General features: G+C 73.1%; 19 protein-coding genes. 8 read left to right on the forward strand and 11 right to left on the reverse strand.

The genetic code is table 11. The features are described 5' to 3' along the window. Position 1: 1 nt before the first annotated feature. The gene (locus tag AC3ET3_RS21175; protein WP_432134724.1) at positions 2-1,615 is read right to left on the reverse strand and encodes an MFS transporter; all 1,614 of its coding nucleotides are present in this window, start codon (positions 1,613-1,615) and stop codon (positions 2-4) included. A 102-nt stretch (positions 1,616-1,717) separates the two neighbouring features. After that, the gene (gene trhA, locus AC3ET3_RS21180; RefSeq protein WP_432134725.1) at positions 1,718-2,473 is read right to left on the reverse strand and encodes a PAQR family membrane homeostasis protein TrhA; all 756 of its coding nucleotides are present in this window, start codon (positions 2,471-2,473) and stop codon (positions 1,718-1,720) included. A gap of 261 nt (positions 2,474-2,734) precedes the next feature. Here trhA and AC3ET3_RS21185 point away from each other — a divergent pair, with 261 nt between their 5' ends. After that, positions 2,735-4,555 carry a phosphoenolpyruvate carboxykinase (GTP) gene (locus AC3ET3_RS21185; protein WP_432134726.1) on the forward strand — a complete coding sequence of 607 codons (1,821 nt, stop codon included), beginning with the start codon at positions 2,735-2,737 and terminating at the stop codon, positions 4,553-4,555. Between the two features lie 200 nt (positions 4,556-4,755). Here the strand turns inward: AC3ET3_RS21185 and AC3ET3_RS21190 are convergent, their stop codons facing one another. The 4 genes from AC3ET3_RS21190 to AC3ET3_RS21205 all read right to left on the reverse strand — a co-directional run bounded on the left by AC3ET3_RS21190 (position 4,756) and on the right by AC3ET3_RS21205 (position 7,917). Then, the gene (locus AC3ET3_RS21190; RefSeq protein WP_432157077.1) at positions 4,756-5,340 is read right to left on the reverse strand and encodes a Uma2 family endonuclease; all 585 of its coding nucleotides are present in this window, start codon (positions 5,338-5,340) and stop codon (positions 4,756-4,758) included. A gap of 94 nt (positions 5,341-5,434) precedes the next feature. Then, entirely contained in the window at positions 5,435-5,851 is a 417-nt protein-coding gene (locus AC3ET3_RS21195) for an SCO4983 family protein (protein ID WP_432134727.1), read from the reverse strand. Between the two features lie 81 nt (positions 5,852-5,932). After that, positions 5,933-7,144, reverse strand: a complete 1,212-nt coding sequence (locus tag AC3ET3_RS21200; protein WP_432134728.1) for a pyridoxal phosphate-dependent aminotransferase — start codon at positions 7,142-7,144, stop codon at positions 5,933-5,935. Between the two features lie 308 nt (positions 7,145-7,452). After that, positions 7,453-7,917: a hypothetical protein gene (locus tag AC3ET3_RS21205; protein WP_435612648.1), complete on the reverse strand. Its 465-nt coding sequence runs from the start codon at positions 7,915-7,917 to the stop codon at positions 7,453-7,455. Between the two features lie 206 nt (positions 7,918-8,123). Between AC3ET3_RS21205 and AC3ET3_RS21210 the strand changes: the two genes are divergently transcribed. Then, positions 8,124-9,023, forward strand: a complete 900-nt coding sequence (locus AC3ET3_RS21210; RefSeq protein WP_432134730.1) for a trypsin-like serine peptidase — start codon at positions 8,124-8,126, stop codon at positions 9,021-9,023. A 7-nt stretch (positions 9,024-9,030) separates the two neighbouring features. Here the strand turns inward: AC3ET3_RS21210 and AC3ET3_RS21215 are convergent, their stop codons facing one another. Beyond that, positions 9,031-10,659 (reverse strand): N-acyl-D-amino-acid deacylase family protein, encoded by a 1,629-nt coding sequence (locus AC3ET3_RS21215; protein WP_435612649.1) that lies wholly within the window; start codon positions 10,657-10,659, stop codon positions 9,031-9,033. Positions 10,660-10,694: 35 nt separating this feature from the next. Then, the gene (locus AC3ET3_RS21220; RefSeq protein WP_432157068.1) at positions 10,695-12,032 is read right to left on the reverse strand and encodes an amino acid deaminase; all 1,338 of its coding nucleotides are present in this window, start codon (positions 12,030-12,032) and stop codon (positions 10,695-10,697) included. Positions 12,033-12,150: 118 nt separating this feature from the next. On the opposite strand from AC3ET3_RS21220, the gene AC3ET3_RS21225 reads away from it, so the two are divergent. Then, complete coding sequence (locus tag AC3ET3_RS21225; RefSeq protein WP_435612650.1) at positions 12,151-12,696, forward strand: hypothetical protein; 546 nt, start codon at positions 12,151-12,153, stop codon at positions 12,694-12,696. A gap of 40 nt (positions 12,697-12,736) precedes the next feature. Here the strand turns inward: AC3ET3_RS21225 and AC3ET3_RS21230 are convergent, their stop codons facing one another. Then, on the reverse strand, positions 12,737-14,095 hold the full coding sequence (locus AC3ET3_RS21230; RefSeq protein ID WP_432157070.1) for a M14 family metallopeptidase: 1,359 nt from the start codon (positions 14,093-14,095) through the stop codon (positions 12,737-12,739). 474 nt (positions 14,096-14,569) lie between these two features. On the opposite strand from AC3ET3_RS21230, the gene AC3ET3_RS21235 reads away from it, so the two are divergent. The 4 genes from AC3ET3_RS21235 (at position 14,570) to AC3ET3_RS21250 (ending at position 20,307) form a co-directional block, all read left to right on the forward strand. After that, on the forward strand, positions 14,570-17,296 hold the full coding sequence (locus tag AC3ET3_RS21235; protein WP_435612651.1) for an ATP-binding protein: 2,727 nt from the start codon (positions 14,570-14,572) through the stop codon (positions 17,294-17,296). An 89-nt stretch (positions 17,297-17,385) separates the two neighbouring features. Next, complete coding sequence (locus AC3ET3_RS21240; protein WP_432134736.1) at positions 17,386-18,303, forward strand: anti-sigma factor RsbA family regulatory protein; 918 nt, start codon at positions 17,386-17,388, stop codon at positions 18,301-18,303. 94 nt (positions 18,304-18,397) lie between these two features. Continuing rightward, a complete protein-coding gene (locus AC3ET3_RS21245) occupies positions 18,398-18,976 on the forward strand; it encodes an ATP-binding protein (protein ID WP_435612652.1) in 579 nt (192 codons plus the stop codon). Between the two features lie 5 nt (positions 18,977-18,981). Then, on the forward strand, positions 18,982-20,307 hold the full coding sequence (locus AC3ET3_RS21250) for an Nramp family divalent metal transporter (RefSeq protein ID WP_435612653.1): 1,326 nt from the start codon (positions 18,982-18,984) through the stop codon (positions 20,305-20,307). A gap of 7 nt (positions 20,308-20,314) precedes the next feature. Here AC3ET3_RS21250 and AC3ET3_RS21255 read toward each other — a convergent pair whose 3' ends face one another. Next, entirely contained in the window at positions 20,315-21,583 is a 1,269-nt protein-coding gene (locus tag AC3ET3_RS21255; protein WP_432134739.1) for a hypothetical protein, read from the reverse strand. Between the two features lie 78 nt (positions 21,584-21,661). Continuing rightward, on the reverse strand, positions 21,662-22,168 hold the full coding sequence (locus tag AC3ET3_RS21260; RefSeq protein ID WP_432134740.1) for a SigE family RNA polymerase sigma factor: 507 nt from the start codon (positions 22,166-22,168) through the stop codon (positions 21,662-21,664). Positions 22,169-22,294: 126 nt separating this feature from the next. On the opposite strand from AC3ET3_RS21260, the gene AC3ET3_RS21265 reads away from it, so the two are divergent. Continuing rightward, complete coding sequence (locus AC3ET3_RS21265) at positions 22,295-22,753, forward strand: hypothetical protein (RefSeq protein ID WP_435612654.1); 459 nt, start codon at positions 22,295-22,297, stop codon at positions 22,751-22,753. Positions 22,754-22,950 lie beyond the last annotated feature (197 nt).

The raw sequence follows: 22,950 nt of genomic DNA on the forward strand, positions 1-22,950 counted from the left end.
GTCATTGTCCGGCACGCTCCGGCGGCGCCGCCATGGCCGGGTCCGTGCCGGGCCCGGTGGGCTCGGCGGTCTCGGTGGGCTCGGCTGCCTCAGCGGTCCCCGGGTCGGGCGCCCCGGTGAGGAAGGCCGCCGCCAGCAGGGCGGAGACGAGCGCCGCGATCCCGCACACCAGCAGGACGACGCCCATCCCGTGGACGTAGGCGCTGTTCGCCGAGGCGACCAGGTCCGTGCCCCTGACGGGACCGGCCTTCTCGGCGACGAGGTGCGCCGCGACCACGGAGTCCCCGGCGGTGTCGGCGGCCCGCGCGGGCAGTCCGGTGACGTCGAGCCGGTCCCGGAAGGTGCCGGACAGGAGGCTGCCGAGCAGGGCGATGCCGAGGGCGCCGCCGACCTGGCGCAGGGTCATCAGGAGTCCGGAGCCGCTGCCAGCGCGGTCGCGGGGCAGCGCGCCCAGGGCGCCGTTCATCGCGGGGATGAGCGAGAGGCCGAAGCCGAGGCCGGTGACGGAGAGCCACAGGGCGGTGAAGCCGTAGCCGGAGGCCGCGCTCGTACGGCTGCCGAGGAGCGCGGCGAAGGCCAGTACGGCCAGTCCGGCGCTCACGGTGAGCCGGGCGCCGAAGCGGGCGGCGAGCGGTGCGGCGGTGCGGGAGGCCACCAGCAGGCCGCCCATCATCGGCAGCAGCCGCACCCCGGTGCCCAGGGCGTCGTTGCCGAGAACGGCCTGCAGATAGGGCGGCAGCACGAACAGCAGCCCGGACAGGACGAACATCACCAGCGTGGCCGCGACGGTGTTGAGCAGGAAGCCGCGGTGGGCGAGCAGCGTCATGTCGAGCATGGGGCGCTCGACCCGGCGTTCGCGCACCACCAGCGCGGTGAGCAGGACGGCGGACGCGGCGAACAGGACGAGGATCGGCGGGGCGTCCCAGCCGCGCTCGGGGGCGTCGATGAACCCGTAGACGAGGGCGCCGAGCCCGCTCACGCCGAGCGCCGCCGACAGGGCGTCCACCCTGGGCGAGGACGGGTCGCGGGTCTCGGGGAGCAGCAGCACGCAGGCGGCGATGCCGAGGGCGGCCATGGGGACGTTGACCAGGAAGACCGAGCCCCACCAGAAGTGGTTGAGCAGCCAGCCGCCGATGATCGGGCCGAGCGGCAGGCCGAGCGCCGAGGCGGCGGAGATGACGCCGACGGCCTTGCCCCGTTCGTCGGCCGGGAACAGCGACGGTACGACGGACAGCGCCAGCGGGGTGATCAGCGCGGCTCCGACGCCCATCGCGGCGCGGGCCGCGACCACGGCGGTCACATCCCCGGCGAGCGCGCCGGCCAGCGAGCCGACGAGGAACAGCGCGAGGCCCGCGACCAGCATCCGGCGCCGTCCGAACCGGTCGCCGAGCAGGCCCGCCGGGAGCATCAGCGACGCGAAGACGACGACGTACGCGTCGGCCATCCACTGCTGTTCGCCCGTGGTGGCGCCGAGGTCGGCGGCCATCGTCGGGAGGGTGACGTTGAGGATCGTCGTGTCGAAGCCGAGCGTCAGCATGCTCGCGACCAGGGCCCCGAGGGCCCACCAGCGGCGTGGGTCGAGGCGCGGCTCGACCGGCGTAGTGACAGTTGCCATGAAATGAGAGTAGCTGTCAAAAGCCAGGCGCTGTCAACGGGCGCGCAAAAAAAGGGGCCACGGTCCGCAGACCGTGGCCCCGCGTCGAGCGGCGGTAGCCGGCTAGGCGTGCTGGTACGCCACCAGCGAGATGCCGACGTAGTGCACGACGAACGCCGCGAGGGTGAAGGAGTGGAACACCTCGTGGAAGCCGAACCAGCGCGGTGACGGGTTCGGCCGCTTGATGCCGTAGATGACGCCGCCGACGCTGTAGAGCACGCCGCCGACGATCACCAGGACCAGCACGGCGATGCCGCCGGCACGCATGAAGTCCGGAAGGAAGAACACCGCCGCCCAGCCCATGGCCAGGTAGCAGGGGGTGTAGAGCCAGCGCGGGGCGCCGACCCAGAACACCCGGAACACGATGCCGGCGGCGGCCGCGGCCCAGATGCCCCACAGCAGCCACTGCCCCTTGGCGCCGGGCAGGAGCAGCATGGTCAGCGGGGTGTAGGTGCCGGCGATGATCAGGAAGATGTTGGCGTGGTCCAGCCGGCGCAGGATGCCGTCCATGCGCGGGCTCCAGTTCCCGCGGTGGTACAGCGCGCTCACGCCGAACAGGAGGCAGGCCGTCAGGACGTAGATGCCGCAGGCCACCCGGCCGCGGGTGGAGTCCGCGAGCGCGGTGAGGACCAGGCCGGCGACGAGGGCGGCCGGGAACATGCCGAGGTGCAGCCAGCCGCGCAGTCTCGGCTTGATCGGGTCGGTCAGGTGCTGGGCGACCTGGTGCTTGAGCTGGCGGGGCAGAGAAGGCGCGGGCGCGTCGGACCCCTGGCCGGCGGCCGGGGCGTCCATGGGCGCATCGGGGGCGGGCGCTGTCATGCGCCGCATCGTACCTACGGAACCGTAAGTTACGGATCAGTTGGGGACGGGATCGCGGCGAAGAGTGGCCATCATCTCATCTTCCGACCGCTGCGTGCGTGGCGCGTCTCACCCTGCTCATCTGTGACGCCCTCTGGACATATGGGCCGACCCGTCGGATGATCAAATGAGTGCGGTCGGCACCGGATGAGCATCTGTGGCGGCATCCGGGTCGCAGCCCCCACGGGGCAATAAGGAAATAACCCTCACCTAGGAGCAACCGTGGCGCGCGACAACTCGGCTACCACCGTTCCCACCAAGCATCAGGATCTGATCTCGTGGGTGAACGAGATCGCCGAACTGACCCAACCGGACAGCGTGGTCTGGTGCGACGGATCCGAGGCCGAGTACGAGCGCCTGTGCGGGGAGCTCGTCGAGAAGGGCACGTTCAGAAAGCTGGACCCGGTCAAGCGCCCCAACTCCTACTACGCGGCCTCCGACCCGTCGGACGTCGCCCGCGTCGAGGACCGGACGTTCATCTGCTCCGAGAAGGAGGAGGACGCCGGGCCGACCAACCACTGGACGGACCCCGCGGAGATGCGCGAGGTCTTCACCGGCGAGCGGGGCGTCTTCCGCGGCTCCATGCGCGGCCGCACCATGTACGTCGTGCCCTTCTGCATGGGCCCGCTCGGCTCCCGGCTGTCCGCGATCGGTGTGGAGATCACCGACTCCGCCTACGTCGCCGTCTCCATGCGCACCATGACCCGGATGGGACAGGCCGTGCTGGACGAGCTCGGCGAGGACGGCTTCTTCGTGAAGGCCGTGCACAGCGTCGGCGCCCCGCTGGAGCCCGGCCAGGCGGACGTCCCCTGGCCCTGCAACGGCACCAAGTACATCTCGCACTTCCCCGAGAGCCGCGAGATCTGGTCCTACGGCTCCGGCTACGGCGGCAACGCCCTGCTCGGCAAGAAGTGCTACGCCCTGCGCATCGCCTCCGTGATGGCGCGCGACGAGGGCTGGCTGGCCGAGCACATGCTGATCCTCAAACTGACCCCGCCGCGCGGAGAGGCCAAGTACGTGGCCGCGGCCTTCCCGAGCGCCTGCGGCAAGACCAACCTCGCCATGCTGGAGCCGACGATCCCCGGCTGGACCGTCGAGACCATCGGCGACGACATCGCGTGGATGCGGTTCGGCGAGGACGGCCGGCTGTACGCCATCAACCCCGAGGCCGGCTTCTTCGGCGTCGCGCCCGGCACCGGTGAGCACACCAACGCCAACGCGATGAAGACGCTGTGGGGCAACTCGGTCTTCACCAACGTGGCGCTCACCGACGACGGCGACGTCTGGTGGGAGGGCATGACCGAGGAGGTCCCGGCCCACCTCACCGACTGGAAGGGCCGCGACTGGACCCCGGACTCCCCGGAGCCCGCCGCCCACCCCAACGCCCGCTTCACCACCCCCGCCGCCCAGTGCCCGATCATCGCGCCCGAGTGGGAGGACCCCAAGGGCGTGCCGATCTCCGCGATCCTCTTCGGCGGGCGCCGCGCCACCGCCGTACCCCTGGTGACGGAGTCCTTCGACTGGAACCACGGCGTCTTCCTCGGCGCCAACGTGGCCTCCGAGAAGACCGCCGCCGCCGAGGGCAAGGTCGGCGAGCTGCGCCGCGACCCGTTCGCCATGCTGCCGTTCTGCGGCTACAACATGGGCGACTACATGGGCCACTGGGTCGACGTCGCCAAGGGCAAGGACCAGGCCAAGCTGCCGAAGATCTACTACGTCAACTGGTTCCGCAAGAACGACGACGGCAAGTTCGTCTGGCCCGGCTTCGGCGAGAACTCCCGCGTCCTGAAGTGGATCGTGGAGCGCCTGGACGGCAAGGCCGAGGGCGTGGAGACCCCGATCGGCGTCCTGCCGACGAAGGAGGCCCTGGACACCGACGGGCTGGACCTGTCCGGAGCCGACCTGGACTTCCTGCTCACGGTGGACAAGGAGGTGTGGCGCGAGGAGGCCGCACTCGTCCCCGGCCACCTGGAGACCTTCGGCGACCACACCCCGAAGGAGCTGTGGGACCAGTACCGGGCGCTGGTGAACCGCCTGGGCTGACGCCCTCCCCCCCGACTCCGCGGCTGGCCTTCCGAGTTGTGCCCTGACCAGCAACATCGTCACGGGCCGGCCGCGGGACCAGACCGGCGAGGCCGCGCACAACGGCGTGCGCGGCCCCGGGCCCGTCGCCCCGCCCCGTCCGCCCCGACGGAGGCGCGGGCGGCGGGCCCTCGCCCGTTCCCGGGAGGCCGCGCCCGTTCTCAGGGAGCCGCGTCCCCGGCCTTCCCGTGGCGCCGGAAGGCGGCGGTCTCGATCCGCCAGGCACCGAACCCCACCACGTCCCCGTAGATGTACGGCTCCTTGCGGCCGTAGGCGGCCCGGCAGGGCTCGGAGTGGACCTCGATCGTGCCGGCGCGGGGGTCGACGATCAGGTAGTGCGGGATGCCCATCGCGGGGTAGTCGATGAGTTTCTCGATGTAGTCGTTGCTCGGGTTCGACGGCGAGACGATTTCGATCACCGCGAGCACCTGCGTCGCGTCGACGGCGAGGCCCTCTTCGTCGAGGACGTCCTCAGGGATGACGACGGCGTCGGGGCGGCGCATCCGGGCGAGCACGGGGTGCTCGATCTCCGGGCCGTTCTCGCAGATGTAGCCAGGGTGAGTGTCCGGCAGCTGTGCGTTCAGCTGGTCGCGGATGCGGCGGACGGTGCCCTTGTGACGCTTGGACGGGCACATCATCGCCAGTATCGGACCGGAGGGTCCGATCTCGACGCTCCAGGACCCTTCGAGTTGCTCTGCGTAGGCCCCGAGCTGCTCAGCGATCACGCGCATCTTGGCGTAGTCCATGCCCATGGGCTCAGCGTATTGAAGATGTGGCACCCGGTCCGCGCGTCGCTGCGGGTGCGCGCGGACCGGGGCCGATCAGGGGAGCCCGGGGGGCTCAGGGGGCGGTGAGTTCGCGGGGGTCCAGGGCGCTGGTGTGGGCGTCCATGCGCTCGGCGGCCAGGATGGCGGCGGCCGTGTCGGCGCGGGACGCGGCGACGACGAGGGCGCGGCCGGCCAGGGCGTGGGCGCGCCGGTGCAGGGCCGCGGGATCGGCGGCGCTCCCGGAGGGCACCGCGCGGACCGGCGCCCGGCCTCCCCGCAGCCGGGCCACCTGCTGGGCGAGCCGGTCGGCCGCCGCGTCCAGCTCGCCGGAGGGGCGGTGACCGCGCAGCTCGTCGGTGACGGTGAGCAGCGCCGAGAGGTGTCCCGCGAGCTGGATGTCCAGCTCCTCCTCCCGGGAGCGGTGGGGGAAGTCCGAGGGGGTGCCGGCCATCGTGCTGTGCACCGACTTGGTGCGGATCGGCTCGTACATGGGATGGCCTCCTGTGCTCTGACAGGAAGCCATCCTAGCTTAGATCTCGTCTAAAGTTGTGGTGATCGTAGAAAGAGGCGGTCAGGGCTGGCCGTAGCCGTCCAGGAAGCGCGAGATACGGCCCATCGCGTCCCGCAGATCCGTCACCGTCGGCAGCGTGACCACTCGGAAGTGGTCGGGCTCCGGCCAGTTGAAGCCGGTGCCCTGCACCACCATGATCTTCTCGCGTCGCAGCAGGTCCAGCACCAGTCGCCGGTCGTCCTTGACCTTGAAGACGGTGGGGTCCAGACGCGGGAACAGGTACAGGGCGCCCTTCGGGCGGACGCAGCTCACGCCGGGGATCTGCGTCAGCAGCTCGTACGCCGTGTCCATCTGCTCCTTGAGTCGCCCGCCCGGCAGGACCAGGTCGTTGATCGTCTGCCGTCCGCTGAGCGCGGCCACCACCCCGTGCTGGCCCGGCATGTTCGCGCACAGCCGCATGTTCGCCAGGATCGTCAGGCCCTCGATGTAGGAGTCCGCGTGCGCGCGCGGGCCGGAGATCGACATCCAGCCCACCCGGTAGCCGGCCACCCGGTACGCCTTCGACATGCCGTTGAAGGTGAGCGTCAGCAGGTCGGGGGCGACCTTCGCGGTCGGGGTGTGGGTGGCGCCGTCGTAGAGGATCTTGTCGTAGATCTCGTCCGAGCAGACCAGCAGGTTGTGGCGACGGGCGATGTCCGTCAGCCCCTTGATCATCGCCTCGTCGTACACCGCGCCCGTCGGGTTGTTCGGGTTGATGATGACGATCGCCTTGGTGCGGTCGGTGACCTTGCGCTCGACGTCCGCGAGGTCCGGCATCCAGTCGGACTGCTCGTCGCAGCGGTAGTGCACCGCCGTGCCGCCGGACAGCGAGACGGCCGCCGTCCACAGCGGGTAGTCGGGGGCCGGGACGAGTACCTCGTCGCCGTCGTCGAGCAGGCCCTGCATCGCCATCACGATCAGCTCGGACACGCCGTTGCCGATGAAGACGTGCTCGACGTCGGTCTCGATGCCGAGGGTCTGGTTGTGCATGACCACGGCCCGGCGGGCGGCGAGCAGGCCCTTGGCGTCGCCGTAGCCGTGCGCCGAGGAGACGTTGCGGAGGATGTCCTCCAGGATCTCGGGCGGGGCCTCGAAGCCGAAGGCGGCCGGGTTGCCGGTGTTCAGCTTGAGGATGCGGTGGCCCGCCGCCTCCAGCCGCATCGCCTCCTCGAGAACCGGGCCCCGGATCTCGTAACAGACATTGGCGAGCTTTGTGGACTGGATCACCTGCATGACTGGGAGCTTACGGCGCGGTAGCCGCTCTCGGGGCGTGTTTTCCGCCACGTGACACGCGTCGGTTTGTTCGGTTATCGCCGGTAGCTGTCCCAGGGGTCACCCCCGTCCCTACAATGCGCGGCCATGTCCAGGCCACCTCAGCCCGAAAACGGGGCATACGGCGCGAACCAGCCGCCGGTGTATCACCCGCAGGCGGAATCCGCCCCGGCGTACGACGGGTACGCCGACCCGGCGGCCGCTCACGGCTGGCAGAACAACGCCTACGACGAGACCAGCGAGCTGCCCCGGATCGACACCGATCCGGGCTACGGGCCCGGGTACGGGCCCGGCTTCCCGGACGGTGTCGGCGAGGCTCCCCTGGGTGGGCGGGCGGAGCGGCGGCGGGCCCGGCGGCAGTCGCCGTGGCGGTCGCCGCGCGTGCTGGCGGCCGGCGGTGCGGTGGGCGTGGTGTCCGTGGCGGCGCTGATCGCCGGGCTGTCCTTCGGTTCGTCGGGGGGCGGGGCGGGGGAGCCGGAGAAGCAGGGCGGCCAGACGCGGTCGGCCGAGGAGTCGCCGGGCGCGTCGGACCCGGCCGAGTCCCGGACGCCCTCGGCCGAGGAGTCCGCGCGGCCGAGTTCCGGGGTGAGCGCCTCGGCGGACGGGTCCGCCGGCGGGGCCCCCGCCGCCTCGGCCCCGCCCGCGCCGTCCGGGGCGCCGTCCAGTGCCGCGCCACGGCCCGCGGCCAGCGAGAGCGCGGTGGTGCCGCCGGGGGGTGACTCCGGGCCCGGCAACTCGAAAGGGAAAGGGCAAGGGGGATCAAAAGGGCCTCGGTAAGGGGGCCCGCTGAGGGGGGCGTTCGGGGCCCCCGGGGCAGGCCGCCTCCCCGGCCGAAAAGTGCTGCTTGTCGAGTCTCCTCGCTGCGCTGAGAATGCGCATGACAAAAGTGCGGGCGGCCGGAAGACCTCCGGCCGCCCCCGTCGCAAGAGGGGACCCCCACATGAGAAAGCCTCTCGTCGCCGCGCTCTTCGCCCTGGCGATCGCCGGGACCGGCGCGGCACCCTCGGTCGCCGCGCCCACGGCGGACGACCGCGCCCCGGCCCAGGCCCGCGGCGCGTCCGCCGCCCAGGGCGCCCCGGCCGCCGGGACGGCCACCCCGACGCTCCGGGCCGTCACCTTCGCCGGGACCGTCTCGCTCAGCAACTGCTCCGGTTCGGTCATCCGCTTCCCGAACTCCGTCGACAGCGACCCGGCACTGGTCCTGACCAACGGCCACTGCCTGGAGACCGGCTTCCCCGAGCCCGGCGAGGTCGTCACCGGCCGGCGCTCCAGCCGCAGCTTCGGCCTGCTGAACGCCTCCGGAACCCGGATCGGCACCCTGCGGGCCAACCAGGTCGTCTACTCGACGATGACCGACACCGACGTCACGATCTACCGCACCCGCACCAGCTACGCGTCGATCCGGAGCACCTACGGCATCAGCCCCCTCACCGTGCAGGACACCCACCCCGTGGCCGGCACGGCCATCACCGTCGCCTCCGGCTACTGGAAGCGGCTGTACCACTGCGACATCGACGGGTTCGTCTACCGCATGAAGGAGGGCGACTGGACCTGGAAGGACTCGGTCCGCTACACCTCGTCCTGCAACACCATCGGCGGCACCTCCGGATCGCCCGTCATCGACCAGGCCACCGGCAAGGTCGTCGCCGTCAACAACACCGGCAACGAGGACGGCCAGACCTGCACGGTGAACAACCCGTGCGAGATCGACGAGAACGGCGTCGTCACCGTCCGCGAGGGCATCAACTACGCCCAGGAGACGTACAACATCCCCGCCTGCTTCACCACCGGCAACCGCCTCGACCTGAACGCGAGCGGCTGCACCCTGCCCAAGCCGTAGCGACGGGTCACGGGCGGGCGGTCCGGCGCACCGCCCGCCCCGCCAGCACGTCCGTGCGCCGCCCGTCCTCGATCACGAAGCGCCCGTCGACCAGGACGTACGGGATGCCCGTCGGCAGCCGCCGCGGCTCCTCGAAGGTCGCCCCCGCCGCGACCGTCGCCGGGTCGAACAGCACGAGGTCCGCCCGGTTGCCCTCACGGACCACCCCCCGGTCCGCGAGGCCGAGCCGGGCGGCCGGGCGGCCCGTCATCCGCGCCACGCACTCCTCCAGCGACAGCAGGCCCAGCTCGCGCACGTAGTGGCCGAGGCAGCGGGGGAACGTGCCGTGGGCGCGCGGGTGCGGCCTGGCACCCCACAGGATGCCGTCCGACCCCACGGTGTGCGCCCGGTGGCGCATGATCGCGCGGACGTTCTCCTCGTGGCCGACGTGTTGCAGGACCGTCGGCGCCAGCCGGTCCGCGAGCAGCAGCCGGCGGGCCGTCGTCCAGGGCTCCTCGCCGCGCTCCGCCGCCGACTGCGCGACCGTACGGCCCACCCGGTCCGCCAGCGCCGGATCGCCCGTGCCCGCGATCTCGACCGAGTCCCAGTCGACGGGCACCCCGTGGCAGCCGTCCGCGCCGGTCACCTCCAGGTCGTACCGGATCCGGTCCGCCGTGGCGTCGTCGGCCAGCCGCTCCAGCAGCCGCTCCGGGCCGCCCTCGGCCGCCCAGCTCGGCAGCAGGGCGGCCAGGGTGGTGCTGCCGGGGGTGTACGGGTAGCTGTCGAAGGTGAGGTCCACGCCCGCCGCCGGGGCCTCGTCCAGCAGTGCCAGCAGCTCGGGCGCGCGTCCCTCGTTCACGCCGAAGTTCATCGTGGCGTGCGCGAGGTGCAGCGGGCAGCCGGACGCGCGGGCCACCTCCACCGTCTCCGCGTACGCCTCCAGCGCCCCGGCGCCGTAGGAACGGTGGTGCGGGCACCAGTAGCCGCCGTGGGACGCCACCACGCGGCACAGTTCCGTCAGCTCGGCCCGGTCGGCGTACATCCCGGGCGGGTAGGTCAGCCCGGAGGACATGCCGACCGCGCCCTCCGTCAGGCCCCGCGCCACCAGTTCCCGCATCCGCTCCAGCTCCCGCGGCGTGGCCGGGCGGTCCTCCCAGCCGACCACCAGCGCCCGGACGGTGCCCTGCGGGACCAGGAAGGCCGCGTTCACCGCGATGCCCCGCCCGTCGAACCCGTGGTCCAGCCGGTCCAGGTACCCGCCGACCGAACGCCAGGAGAAGTCGACGTCGTCGCCGGGGCCGTTCCAGCCGGCGATCGCCCGGCGGACCTCGCCGAGGGTGCGGTCGTCGACCGGGGCGTACGACAGCCCGTCCTGGCCCAGCACCTCCAGGGTCACGCCCTGCGCCGCCTTCGCGCTGTGGTCGGGGTCGCGCAGCAGGGCCAGGTCGCTGTGCGCGTGCATGTCGATGAAGCCCGGGGCGAGGACCAGGCCCTCCGCGTCCAGCTCCCGCACCGCCTTCGGGCGCTGGCAGCCCGCAGCGGCCGCCTCCTTGACGATCGAGACGATCCGCCCGCCGTCCACCACCACATCGGCGCGGTACGCGTCCGCACCGGTGCCGTCGACGACATCGGCGTCCCTGATGACCAGGTCCTGCATGCGCTCGCCTCTCTCCGGGCCGGAACCCCTCGCCCCTAGAAGAAGGTGCGGACGTACTCCACGACCGTGCCGTCCGCCTCGGCCACCGGGATCAGCGGCCACTTGTCGAAGGACGTGCAGGGGTGGGACAGACCCAGCCCCACCCAGTCACCGACCTCCAGGTCCGTGCCCGGCGCGGTGGCCAGCCAGGCGTGCTGGTCGGACAGTGCGGTGACCTCCATGCCCGTCGCCGGACGCTCGACGCCGTCCCGGCGCACCACCCGGGGCACCGGCAGGTCCAGGTCGTGGGCCGCGTCCCGCTTGCCCGCGTTGAGGAACGCCTGGTCCGGCGAGGGCCGCGAGACGACCTGCGCCCACAGTCGGAACGCCGGCTCCAGCGCGCCCTCCTGCGGCACCCGGTTGAACGGTGTCAGCCGGCTGTAGTGCACGTCGTCGTGCGACACGTACGCGCCCGAGCGCAGCAACTTCAGGACCGGCGCGGACAGTTCGGGCATCCCGGCGAACACGTCGGCGACCGCGTCGAACCACTCGCTGCCGCCCGCGCTGACCACGATCCGCTCCGCCCCCGCGAACCGCCCCGCCCGGTCGAGGTCCGCGGCCAGCGCCACCAGCCGCCGCAGCCAGGCCCGCACGCTCTGCGGGGCGGCGCCCGGCACCTGGGCCTCGTAGCCCGCCACCCCGACCAGCCGCAGGTGCGCGGCGCCGGCCACCGCCGCGGCGACCGCCGCGCCGTCCGCCTCCGTACGGACCCCGGTGCGCGCCCCCTCACCGGCGGCCAGCTCCACGACGACGTCCAGGGGACGGCCGGCGCCGGACAGGGCCGCGTCCATCAACGCGACCCCGCGCACGGAGTCGACGTAGCAGATGAGCTCGAAGTCCGGGTCGGCGGCCATCTCGGCCGCGATCCAGCGCAGGGCCGCCGGGTCGACGACCTCGTTCGCCAGGAACACCCGCCGGATGCCGAAGGCGCGCGCCACCCGCACCTGGTGGGGCACGGCGAGCGTGATGCCCCACGCGCCGTGGTCGAGCTGACGGTGGAACAGCTGCGGGGCCATCGAGGTCTTGCCGTGCGGGGCGAAGGCGAGGCCGTGGCGGGTCGCGTACGTCTCCATCAGCCGCAGGTTGTGCGCCAGACGCTCGGCCGACAGCGCGAGCACGGGTGTGGTGAAGCCGCCGGTGAAGAGGTTGCGCCGCTCGGCCGCCAGTTCGGCGACGGTGCGGCCGTCGGCGTCCGGGGGCAGGCCCTTGAAACGGTGGTCGACGCGTTCCCGCGCCAGCCGGGCCAGCGCTCCGGCGCCGGACGGTCCCGCGCCGGACGGTCCTGCGCCGGGGGCCTCGGCGCCGGTTGCCTCGCTGCCCGGGGAGAGCGCCATACTGCCTCCTGATCTGCGGTGTCGCGCGATCTGCGACGACCTTTGCGAGTATCGCTCACCGCTGTTCGAAGCGGGGCTGACTGGGCCGGGCACAGGGTTGTCCGCCATACTGCCCGCTGTGGACCAGCGCATAGGTACGAGCAGCCAGCCCCTGAAGGGCGAGCCCGTGAAGGGCGCCGGGTTCGACCCGGCCTTCATCCCCGGGCTCACCACGCCCGTGGCCGACGACGCGGAGAACGCCGAACGCGTCGAAGAGACCGACGACGTCGAGGACGTCGAGGACGTCGAGGACGTCGAGGACGTCGAGGACGTCGAGGACGCCGACCCGGCGGACGGGGCCGAGGACGGGGAGACGGCCGAGGCGGACGCTGACGAGGCCCCGGTCGACGGCCCCGTCTTCGAGGCCGCCGACCGCCGCGCCCGGATCGTCGCCGACCACCGGGGCGTTCAGCTCTTCCTGGACGACCAGGAGTGCGAGTTCCGCTGGGACGAGATCGGCGCGGTGGAGACGGAGACCGGCCGCTTCGGCAAGCGGTTCACCGTCACCGTCCACACCCCCGGCCAGCGCTGGTACCCGATCGAGATCGAGGCCACGTCGCGCTCGCTCTTCCCGGAGTGGGAGAAGCGGCTGGACGCGGTCCTCGACGCGTACTTCGAGGACTAGACGCGCACTTCCAGGCCCGAAGGTCCGAGGGCCCGGAGGACTAGCAGTACTGTGCCTCCTTGCCGATGGAGCGGTACATGCAGTCCGCGTTCTCCAGCAGTTGCAGCACGGCGTCCCGGTTGCGTGCGGTCTCCCGCTCGATCACCTCGTCGGGCGGGTAGAACCCGCCGTTCCAACCGGAGGTCGGGTACATCTCGAAGGTGTACCCGAAGATCCTGTGCACGCCCCAGAGGTAGTCGTCGATCGTCCCGTCGGTGATGTACAGGTCGCTCGACTGCTCGGGGGTGTACCCGTTGCTCGCCGCCATCTTCCGCCCGACCGCCTTGAACGCGGCGTTGTCGTCCGCCGTCATCCCGGTCGCCGTGTCGGAGTAGGTGTAGCCGAACGGCCACAGCACCAGCTCGCTGTAGGTGTGGAAGTCGATCCCGGCCTTGATCTGCTGGACCCCGCCCACGACCCGGCCGCGCACGAAGTCGGCGACGACCTCGACCTCGGGCGCCGACTCCGCTGACGCGCCCCGGTAGGTCTCCGAGGACTTCGACCCCGACGAGCCGCGGCAGCAGCCCCACCGGTAGTCCCAGTTGCGGTTGAGGTCGGTGCCGACGTACGAGGAGCCGGGGTTGGGCTGCCGGTTCTTGCGCCAGGAGCGGTAGGAGCCGGTGGCGATGTCGTACTCGCCGCCGTCGGGGTTGAGGTCGGGGATGATCCAGATCTCCCGGTCGTTCACCATGTCCGTGATCCGGGAGTCGGTGCCGTAGCCCGCGCCGAGTTCGCGGATCAGGTACAGGGCCATCTCCACGGTGAGGTGTTCGCGCGCGTGCTGGTGGTGGGTGAACAGCACCTCGGGCTCGGCCTCGTCCGTGCCGACGTTGTCGCTGATCTTGACGGCGACGATGTCCCGGCCCTCGTACGACCTGCCGATGACCCGCTTGCTCATGATGCCGGGGTACGCGGCGATCCGCTGGTCGATCTCTGCGGTCGTCTCCGCGTAGTTGTGGTAGCGGGAGTCCGCCGACGGGAAGTCGTACAGCCGGACCTCGTTCCCGGCGGTCCGGTCGGGTGCCGCGCCGAGCGGGGTGACCTCGTAGCCGAGGCGGCGCAGTGCGGTGATCTGGCCGGCGCGTCCGGAGACCACCACGGTCTCCTCGTCGGCCTCGTCGACGCTCACCCCGGCCGCGGCGATCGCGGTGCGGGTGACGGGGGTGTTGTGGTGGCGGCCGACGTGGATCTCGTACTGGCGGACGGTGTCGGCGGCGGGGTCGGAGGCGGCGGGGGCGGCCGTGGGCGGGGTGCTGCCGGCGGCGGCCTGGGTGACGGTCCCCGACAGGGGGGCGGCGAGGGCCAGCGTGAGCAGGCCGGTGAGCGCCGCGGAGCGTGTGCCGCGGAGGCGGAGTCGCATGAAATCTCCTTGTGGGAGGTGGGGTTGTTCCGTGCGACGTGCGACGTGCGACGTGCTGGGTGCGGGTGCCGCTCATGGTCGGGGTGTGACATGGTCCGGTCAATACGGGATTCGGACGTGCCGTACGGCGGGGAAGGGGCCGCGCAGTGTACGTGAGCACCCACTCCCGGGCCGGGTCCCCGGCAAAGTGCACCCGGCGGTGTGATCCGCGGAGTGCGTCCTTGCACGGGCTGGGGGAGAGTGGGGCTCCGCGCAGAAAGGGAGCCGCACCCTCCGGCTCGTCGACGACACCCCGAGGACTGGCTGACGATGGGCGGATCGGCGTCACCCCGGCCCCCGCACCGGGCGGCGCCCAGCAGGCAGGCACCGCGCCATGAGCCCTCGTGCACGGAACCTCCGCGCACCCCGCCCCGCCTTCCTGACCTTCCTGACCCTCCCGGCCTTCCTGACCCTCCCAGCCTTCCCGGCCTTCCCGTGGAGACCACCAGCTTCGTCGACCGGCGGGCGGAACTGCGCCAGGGCCGCGAGCTGTTGAGCCGCGCGCGCCTGGTCACCCTGACCGGCCCCGGCGGAGTGGGCAAGACGCGGCTCGCGGGCCGCCTCGCCGCGCGAGTCGCCCGGGCCTTCCCGGACGGAGTGCGGTACGTCCGACTGGCCGGGCTGCGGGACCCGGCCCTGGTGCCGCTCGCCGCCGCCGACGCGCTGGGCCTGCACGACCACTCCCGGCGGCCCGCCCTCGACGCCCTCGTGGAGCGGGTCCGCGACCGGCGGCTCCTCCTCGTCGTCGACAACTGCGAGCACCTGCTGACCGCCTGCGCCACCCTGGCCGCCGCCCTGCTCCACGGCACCACCGGGGTCCGGGTCCTCGCCACCAGCCGGCACCGGCTCGGCCTCACCGAGGAACACCTGCTGGACGTCCGGCCCTTGCCGGTGCCCGATCCCGACGGTGACCTGTCCGCCGCCTGCTGCCCGGCGCTCGCGCTGTTCGCCGACCGCGCCTCCGCCGTCGTCCCCGGCTTCCGGCTCACCGCCGCCAACCGGGCCGCCGTGGCCCGCCTCTGCCGCCGCCTCGACGGACTGCCCCTCGCCATCGAACTCGCCGCCGTCCGGCTGCGCGTCCTCGGCGTCGAACAGCTCCTGGAACGCCTCGACGACCGGTACCGCCTGCTCACCGCCGGCAGCTCCGCCGTACCGGCCCGCCACCGGACCCTGCGCGCCGCCGTCGACTGGAGCCACGACCTGTGCACCCCGGCCGAACGCCTGGCCTGGGCCCGCCTCTCGGTACTGGCCGGCGCCTTCGACCTGGAAACGGCGGAGGCGGTGTGCGACGACGCCGACGGGGCGGGGACGGCCGGGACGGCGGGGCCACCGGGTGCGTTCGGGGCGTCCGGGGCGTCGGAGCCGACGGCGACGGGGGGTGGTCGGGCCGGTCGTGCGGGGGCGCCGGCGGGGGAGGCGGGTGGTTGTGCCGGCGGCGCGGGGCCGTCGGGGGCGGCGGGGGACCGCGCCGGGCGGGCGGGGCCGGATCGGGTGGGGGGCCGTGCCGGTCGTGCGGGGGAGGCGGGTGGTCGTGCCGGTCGGAGCGGGCCGACGCCCGCCGGCGGCCGTGACGGCCGGATGCGGTCCGGTGCCTCCCCCGGCAGCGCCTGCCGGCCCGTACAGCCGGCGGTGGCGGGGCGAGGTGACCTCGGCCGGTCGGAGCAGCCCGCGGACGCGGGCGGGGTGCCGGAGCCCGCCGAGGAGGCGCCCCGCGACCCCGTTCCGGCCCGGCCGGCGCAGGCGTTCGACGTGCTGGAGGCCGTCGCCGGGCTCGTGGACAAGTCCGTCCTGTGCCGCGAGGCCGGACCCGACGGCGTACGGTACCGGCTGCTCGACACCCTGCGGCAGTACGGCCTGGAACGGCTGCGGGCGATCCCGGGGGAGGAGTCCGCCGCCCGGCTGCGCCACCGGGAGTGGATGCAGCGCCGAGCCGAAGCCTGCGAACGCGCCTGGTTCGGCCCGGACCAGCCCGCCGTCGTCGCCCGCCTCGCCGCCGACCGCGACAACCTGCGCGCCGCCCTCGACCACGGCCTGACCACCCCCGGCGAGGCCCGCGCCGCACTCCGCCTCGCGGGCACCCTCTGGTTCCACTGGCACGCCTGCGGAGCCCCCCGCGAGGGCCGCTACTGGCTGGACCGCGCCCTCGACGCCGACCCCGAGCCCAGCCGCGACCGGGCCCGCGCCCTGTGGGCCGCCGCCCTGCTCGCCGGCTGCCCCGAGGACCTCACCCGGGGCCGGCGCCGCGCCGAGGAGGCCCGCGACCTCGCCCTCCGGCTGGGCGAGCGGGCCGAGGCCGCGCACGCCGAGTACGTCATCGGCGTCATCCGGCTCTTCGCCGACGACCTCACCGGCGCACTGGACCACTTCCGCGCCGCCGCCGCCCGCGGCCGCGTCCCCGGCCAGCACCCCAGCCTGGTCGGTCTGGACCGCGTCGAACTCGCCTGCGCCCTCTCCTTCCTCGGCCGCCCCGACGAGGCCATCGCCGTCTGTGAGGAGACCCGTCGGCTCTGCGCCGGCCATGGGGAGCGCTGGGTGCTGTCGTACGTCGAGCGGATGCTCGCCCTGGCCCACGCCGTACGGGAGGACTGGCCGCGCGCAGACCGCCACGGCCGGGCGGCACTGCGTCTGAAGCACGCCGTGCACGACGTCGTCGGCATCGGCCTGACCCTCGACCTGCTCGCCCGGATCGCCGCCGGGCGCGACGTCCCCGAACGCGCGGCCGTGCTGCTCGGCGCCGCCGACCGGGCCTGGGCGGACGTCGACCGCGACCGCTGGGGTTCCGCCGCCCTCGCCGCCACCCGCCGCGACAGCGAGACCCGCGCCGTCGCGGCGCTCGGCCGGCCCGCCTTCCGCCGGGCCTACGAGCGGGGCGGCGCCCTTCCCCTCGCCGACGCCGTCGGCTACGCGGCCGACGGGCGGCAGCCGGCCCCGCGCGGCCCCGACGAGGCCCCGCCCGCGGCGGCCGTTCCCGAAGGCGTCCGGCTCACCCCGCGCGAGACCCAGGTCGCCGAACTCGTCGCCCAGGGACTCGCCAACCAGCAGATCGCCGACCACCTGGTGATCGCCCGCCGCACGGCCGAGGGCCACGTCGAACGCATCCTCAGCAAGCTCGGCTTCAACAACCGCAGCCAGATCGCGGCCTGGGTGGCCGGGCAACGGTGACACGGAACCGTCCCGACATCAGACGCCCCTGACACCAGATGCCCCTGACACCAGACGCACCCCGACCCGGAAAGGACTCCGAGGCCCCCATGACCGCCACCACCGTCCGGCCCACCGAGGCACACAGCGCGTTCACCCACCGGATGAGCGCGGTGGGCACCGACGACGCCTTCCTCGCCGCCGCGCTCCCCTTCCTCGCCGAGGGGATCGCCGCCCCCGACGAACCGCAGCCCGTCGCCATCGCCGACCCCGCCAAACTGGACCTGCTGCGCGACGCCCTCGGCCCTGACACCAAGGCGGTCGGGTTCGTCCCGCACACCGAGTGGTACGCCGGTTCCGCCGCCAACGCCGTCGCCCGCGCCGCCGGCCACCTCGCCGCGCACGCCGGGCCCGGCGGCCGGATCCACCTCCTCATGGAGCCGGTGTGGGGCGGACGCGCGGGCCGCTCACCGCGCGAGAGCGCCGAGTGGATCCGCTACGAGGCCCTCGCCAACCTCCTGTTCGCCCCGGCCGCGACGACCGCGCTGTGCGTCTACGACACCCGCAGCGCCGGCCCCGCCGTCATCGAGGCCGCCCGTCGCGCCCACCCCGACAGCGACGTCTACGAGGACCCGCTGCGACTCGCCGCCGAGCTGGACGCCGTACCGCTGCAGCCGGCGCCGCGCGACGCCGCCCGGCTGACCCGGCCGGACGCGGGGGCCGTACGCGCCTGGGCCGAACGGAACGGGCTGCCCGTCGCGGACGCCGAACTGTTCGGCACGGCCGTCGCCGAAGCCGCCGTCCTCGGCCCGGTCACCGGGGTCACGCTGTGGGGCGAGGCCCCGGGCTGCGTCTGCGAACTCGCCCTCGGCCGCCGCGTCGACGACCCGCTCGCCGGCTTCGTCCCGCCGCGCGACGGCGACCTCGCCCCCGGACAGGGCCTGTGGTACGCCCGCCAGGTCTGCGCCTACGTCGATCTGCGTCCCGGTGACAACGGGGGAACGACCGTACGGTTGCAGTACGCGTAGCCGTACCGGCGGCTCGGCACGCAGGACGTGCTCGGGTAGGGAATCGGGTAGTCCTCCCCGTGCGGGGGCGTACGGCGCGGCACATGCTGGACCCATGCTGGAAACTTCCGGGGCACGCCGCCCGGACCCCGCCCCCCGGTACGGCGCGTCCCTGCAACCACCCATGCGGGCCGGCCATGTGAGCGTGGCGTACGAGCCCCGCCCGAGTGCCGTCCGGGAGGCCCGTGCGGAGGTCCGCACGCAGTTGGACAGGTGGGGGCTGGGCGACCGCGACGACCTGGTGGACACCACGGAGCTGCTCGTCAGCGAGCTGGCCACCAACGCGTTGCTGCGCCCCCGCGGAACCATGGGCGTGGCGGGCACCCCCGCCGCCACCCCGTTCCGGCTCACCCTGTCGGCGGCGCACGACGTCCTGCGCTGCGAGGTCGCCGACACCGGCGCCCGCGGCGCCGAGGGCATGGAGACCGGCGGTGTCGAAGGGGGCCGGTTCGCGGAGAACGGCCGATTCACCGAGGGCGTGCCGAGCCTGTTCCTCGTACGGGCGCTCGCGCGGCGGTGGGGGTACCACCGGGCCGGGCCTGGCGAGGTGGTGTGGTTCGAGCTGGGGACGTGCGAATGCGGGACCGATCCGGGCACGCCCCCTTGTCCGGGGCGCCGTCTTCCGCTTCGTTGACCTTCATGGCGGACACCACGGGAGACCCCACTCGCACCGAGGCCACCACCGACCCTCAGTCACGACAGTCCAGTTGGCGTCATATCGGCCCCGGCATCGTCGTCGCCGCGACCGGCGTCGGCGCCGGGGACCTCGTCGCGACCCTGATCGCCGGGAGCAGCTTCGGCTACACCCTGCTGTGGGCGGCGGTCGCCGGCTGCCTGGTGAAGATCTCCCTCGCGGAGGCCGCCGGGCGCTGGCACCTGTCCACCGGGCGCACCCTGTTCGACGGCTGGGCGAGCCTCGGCCGCTGGGCGACCTGGTTCTTCGCCGGGTACGTGGTGATCTGGGGGTTCGTGTACGGGGCGGCGGCGATGTCGGCCGGCGCGCTCCCGCTGCAGGCGCTGTTCCCGGACGTGATGGACCTCAAGTGGTGGGCGGTCGCCTGCGGCCTGGTCGGTCTGGTCTTCGTCTGGTTCAACCGGTACGCGGTGTTCGAGAAGGTCATGACGGTCCTGGTGGGCGTCATGTTCGTGGTGACCGTGTACCTGGCGGTCCGGGTCACCCCCAACCTCCCCGACCTGCTGGCGGGTCTGCTGCCGGTCCTCCCCGACGAGGAGGACTCCGTCCTCAACACCCTCGGCCTGATCGGCGGCGTCGGCGGCACCATCACGCTCGCCGCCTACGGCTACTGGGTCAACGCCAAGGGCTGGAGCGACACCGGTTGGATGAAGGTGATGCGCCTGGACAACCGGGTCGCCTACGCCACCACCGGCGTCTTCGTCGTGGCGATGCTGATCGTCGGCGCGGAGCTGCTGCACTCCGCCGGGATCGCCCTCGCCGGCGGCGGCAAGGGACTGATCCAGCTCGGCGGCGTCCTGGAGGCCGAATACGGCGCCGCGACCGCCAAGTTCTTCCTGATCGGCTTCTTCGCCACCTCCTTCACCTCGCTGATCGGCGTCTGGCACGGCGTGAGCCTGATGTTCGCGGACTTCGTCGCCCGCTACCGGGGCGGCCGGGACCGGCAGGAGGTGACGGGCGAGAACGCAGCCGCCGGGCGGCGGGAACGGTCCTGGCCGTTCCGCGCCTACCTGCTCTGGCTGACCTTCCCGCCCATCGTCCTGCTCTTCCAGGGCCGGCCCTTCCGCCTGGTCATCCTCTACGGGGTACTCGGCGCGGCCTTCCTGCCGTTCCTCGCCGGCACCCTGCTCTGGCTCCTCAACTCCTCGCGCACCCCCAGGGAGTGGCGCAACGGGGCACTGAGCAACACGATGCTGTCGATCGCGGGGTTGCTGTTCCTCGTGCTGTGCGTGAAGCAGATCTGGGACCAGGACTGGTCGGCGTTCTTCTGACGCACGGTCAGCCGAGGGCCTCCCACTCCGGGGACAGGGCGATCCGGCGCAGCTCGTCCATGGTGAGGGCCGGGTCGGTGCGGGTGGCCGGGGTGACCTGGGAGCCCGCGTTGAAGGCGCTGATCACGATCCGGCGCCCGTCGGGCCGGATCGTGTCGACGGTCCACATCACCACCCCGTCCATCCCCTTCTCGCCCGGCCCCTGGTGCGTGGCGACCCGGGTGCCGTCGGGCAGGGTCTCGTCGGACGCGTCGAACAGCTGGTCGCGCACGTCGTTCATGTCCGGCTGCACGTTGATCTGCACGAAGCTCTCCCCCTTGCCGTCGTCGACCACGACATAGCCGTACTGCGAGTCCTCGCCGGACTTGTCGACCACCTTCACGTCCTTGGGCATCAGCCGCGTGAGGACCACGATGAGCCGCTGCCCGCCGATACCGTCGTCCGAGCCCCCCGGGACCGGCGCGGTGGTGGGCTTCGTCCCGTCCTCGGGAAGCGCGTCGACGAGGGGCAGCCAGGCGTGGGCGGTGACGACCGTCTCCAGCTGCGCCGGGGACAGCGGCGGCTGCGGACGGGTGACCGCCTCGCCCTTCTCCGCCGGTGCGTTCCACTCCGTCAGCGACACGTACTGACCGGACGCGGTGATCAGGTCCGCGCGCCAGAGCTTGGTCTCCACCCGGCGGTCCGGGTACTCGTACCCCTGGTACAGCTTGAGCACCGACCCGTTCGGCAGCCGCCGCACCGAGCACTCGTCGTGGTTGGTGAACCGCTTGTCGGGGCACTCGCTCAGCTCGCGGGCCTGCCCGCCGCCGGGCTCGACCCGGTCCAGGTTGACCCCGATCGCGGCCGCGCCCCGGCCGTCGTCGTAGACGAGCGAGGCGTACGGCGCCGCTCCGCCCTCCGTGCCGCTGCCCGTCTCCTTGCTGGTCATCCCCTCGGGGAGCAGCGACTTCAGCGTGGTGAGCAACTGCTCGGCGGTGACGCCGTCCCCCGACGGCGTGGCCGCCGCGGTGCGGCTCGCGGCGACGGACGAGGTCCGCGGCGCGCCGTCGGCGTCACCGCCGTTCGCCACGAGCAGCGCACCGCTCACACAGGCGAGTGCCACCGCGGCGGCGCCGCCCACCACGGCGACGTTGCGGCGCGCCCGCAGCCGCCGGCCACGGGCCGTACCGGCGGCCGCCAGCGCGGGCCGGTCGGTGTCGAAGTCACTGCCGGTCGCCTGCAGGGCGGCGGACAGCCGGTCCTCGAAGGGGTCGTTGTACTGGTCGTCGACGGACATGGGGAACCACCGTTTCGGTTCGGTCGGCGAGGAAGGACGAAGAAGGACGGGGAAGAACGGGAGAGACAGGGGGTGCGGTCAGGGACGGGCGTAGGCGCCGATGTCCTCGCCGAGCAGATCCCGCAGCCGGGCCAGGGCCCGGGTGCACCGGGTGCGCACGGCGGCGGCACTGGTGTCCATCGCGTCCGCGGTCTCCTGGACGGACCGGTCCTCCCAGTAGCGCAGCACGACCACGGCACGGTCCTTGACCGGCAGTCGCCCCAGCGCGTCGAGGAGGGTGAGCCGCAGCGTCGCGTCGGAGGCGGCCGCGGCCGTCTCCGGCAGGACCGCGGTGGCGCGTTCGGTGCTGCTGCGTCGCCGCTGGTGGGCGAGGAAGGTCCGGGTGAGCACGGTCTGCGCGTAGGCGGCCGGGTTCCCGACACGGGAGACCCGCCGCCAGCGGACGTAGATCCGGCCCAGGGCCTCCTGCACCAGGTCCTCCGCGAGATGCGTGTCACCGGCGGTGAGCAGGCACGCCGACCGGTACAGATGCCCGGCACGCGCCGCCGCGAACTCCGCGTACTCGTCCGCCCGGGCCTGTCTCATGCGTTCTCCTGTAGCTGGGTGCCGGCTGTGTTCGAGGTCCTCACTTCTTCGATGCGGTGGGCCGGGGAGAATGTTTCACACCGATCCACACCGATCCTCGCTGTGCCGACCCACGGAGAACCGCCGATGACCCAGCAGCCCCCGCCCCCGCCCGGCTTCGGCCCGCCGCCACCCCAGTACGGACCCCCGCAAGCCACCCCTCCCGGCCCGTACGGCACCCCACCCCCCGCGTACGGCGGCCCCGTACCGCCACCGCCCGCGTACGCACCCGCTGGCCCGGCACCCGCCCCGGCCCCCGCTGGCCCCGGCCCGGAGTTCATGGCCGTCGACAAGCACAACGCGATCGTGGTCGACGCCGAGGGCGTCACCCTGGAGCTCTCCGGCGTCTCCGCCGAGTTCCCCTGGCCCGAGGTCCGCAGCGTCCACTACAAGGCGAGCCCCAACGGCAAGTCCCTCATGCTCGCCGTGATCCACCTGGACGGCCTGGTCTACGAGGGAGAGGTCACGGCCCGCCCCCAGTCCCGCCTGACGGAGTGGTTCGCACAACTGGCCTGGGTACTGGGCCACTACCGCCCGCACGGCTGACGACCGCGCCCAGATCAGGTGGCCGGACTGCCTCCCCCGCCTTGATGCCGAGAACAATCCGCCGACATGCCTCCCGACGCGTCGGACCAGGTGGACGTCCTCGGCTCCGGCTATGGAGATGCAGGGCGTTGCCCTACGAGCCCGTAACACGATCTTGTTGATCGGCCCTGGTCGGCCGTGACTGGTGTGACGATTCG

The organism is Streptomyces sp. bgisy159 (assembly GCF_057707805.1).

What these genes read in the sequence shown, in the direction of transcription:
- AC3ET3_RS21215 (WP_435612649.1), bottom strand. Translation starts at nt 10,659, where the DNA reads ATGCAGGACCTGGTCATCAGGGACGCCGATGTCGTCGACGGCACCGGT.
- trhA (WP_432134725.1), bottom strand. Translation starts at nt 2,473, where the DNA reads ATGACAGCGCCCGCCCCCGATGCGCCCATGGACGCCCCGGCCGCCGGC.
- AC3ET3_RS21190 (WP_432157077.1), bottom strand. Translation starts at nt 5,340, where the DNA reads ATGGACTACGCCAAGATGCGCGTGATCGCTGAGCAGCTCGGGGCCTAC.
- AC3ET3_RS21255 (WP_432134739.1), bottom strand. Translation starts at nt 21,583, where the DNA reads ATGTCCGTCGACGACCAGTACAACGACCCCTTCGAGGACCGGCTGTCC.
- AC3ET3_RS21175 (WP_432134724.1), bottom strand. Translation starts at nt 1,615, where the DNA reads ATGGCAACTGTCACTACGCCGGTCGAGCCGCGCCTCGACCCACGCCGC.
- AC3ET3_RS21265 (WP_435612654.1), top strand. Translation starts at nt 22,295, where the DNA reads ATGACCCAGCAGCCCCCGCCCCCGCCCGGCTTCGGCCCGCCGCCACCC.
- AC3ET3_RS21240 (WP_432134736.1), top strand. Translation starts at nt 17,386, where the DNA reads ATGACCGCCACCACCGTCCGGCCCACCGAGGCACACAGCGCGTTCACC.
- AC3ET3_RS21245 (WP_435612652.1), top strand. Translation starts at nt 18,398, where the DNA reads ATGCTGGAAACTTCCGGGGCACGCCGCCCGGACCCCGCCCCCCGGTAC.
- AC3ET3_RS21200 (WP_432134728.1), bottom strand. Translation starts at nt 7,144, where the DNA reads ATGCAGGTGATCCAGTCCACAAAGCTCGCCAATGTCTGTTACGAGATC.
- AC3ET3_RS21250 (WP_435612653.1), top strand. Translation starts at nt 18,982, where the DNA reads ATGGCGGACACCACGGGAGACCCCACTCGCACCGAGGCCACCACCGAC.
- AC3ET3_RS21230 (WP_432157070.1), bottom strand. Translation starts at nt 14,095, where the DNA reads ATGCGACTCCGCCTCCGCGGCACACGCTCCGCGGCGCTCACCGGCCTG.
- AC3ET3_RS21195 (WP_432134727.1), bottom strand. Translation starts at nt 5,851, where the DNA reads ATGTACGAGCCGATCCGCACCAAGTCGGTGCACAGCACGATGGCCGGC.
- AC3ET3_RS21260 (WP_432134740.1), bottom strand. Translation starts at nt 22,168, where the DNA reads ATGAGACAGGCCCGGGCGGACGAGTACGCGGAGTTCGCGGCGGCGCGT.
- AC3ET3_RS21220 (WP_432157068.1), bottom strand. Translation starts at nt 12,032, where the DNA reads ATGGCGCTCTCCCCGGGCAGCGAGGCAACCGGCGCCGAGGCCCCCGGC.
- AC3ET3_RS21210 (WP_432134730.1), top strand. Translation starts at nt 8,124, where the DNA reads ATGAGAAAGCCTCTCGTCGCCGCGCTCTTCGCCCTGGCGATCGCCGGG.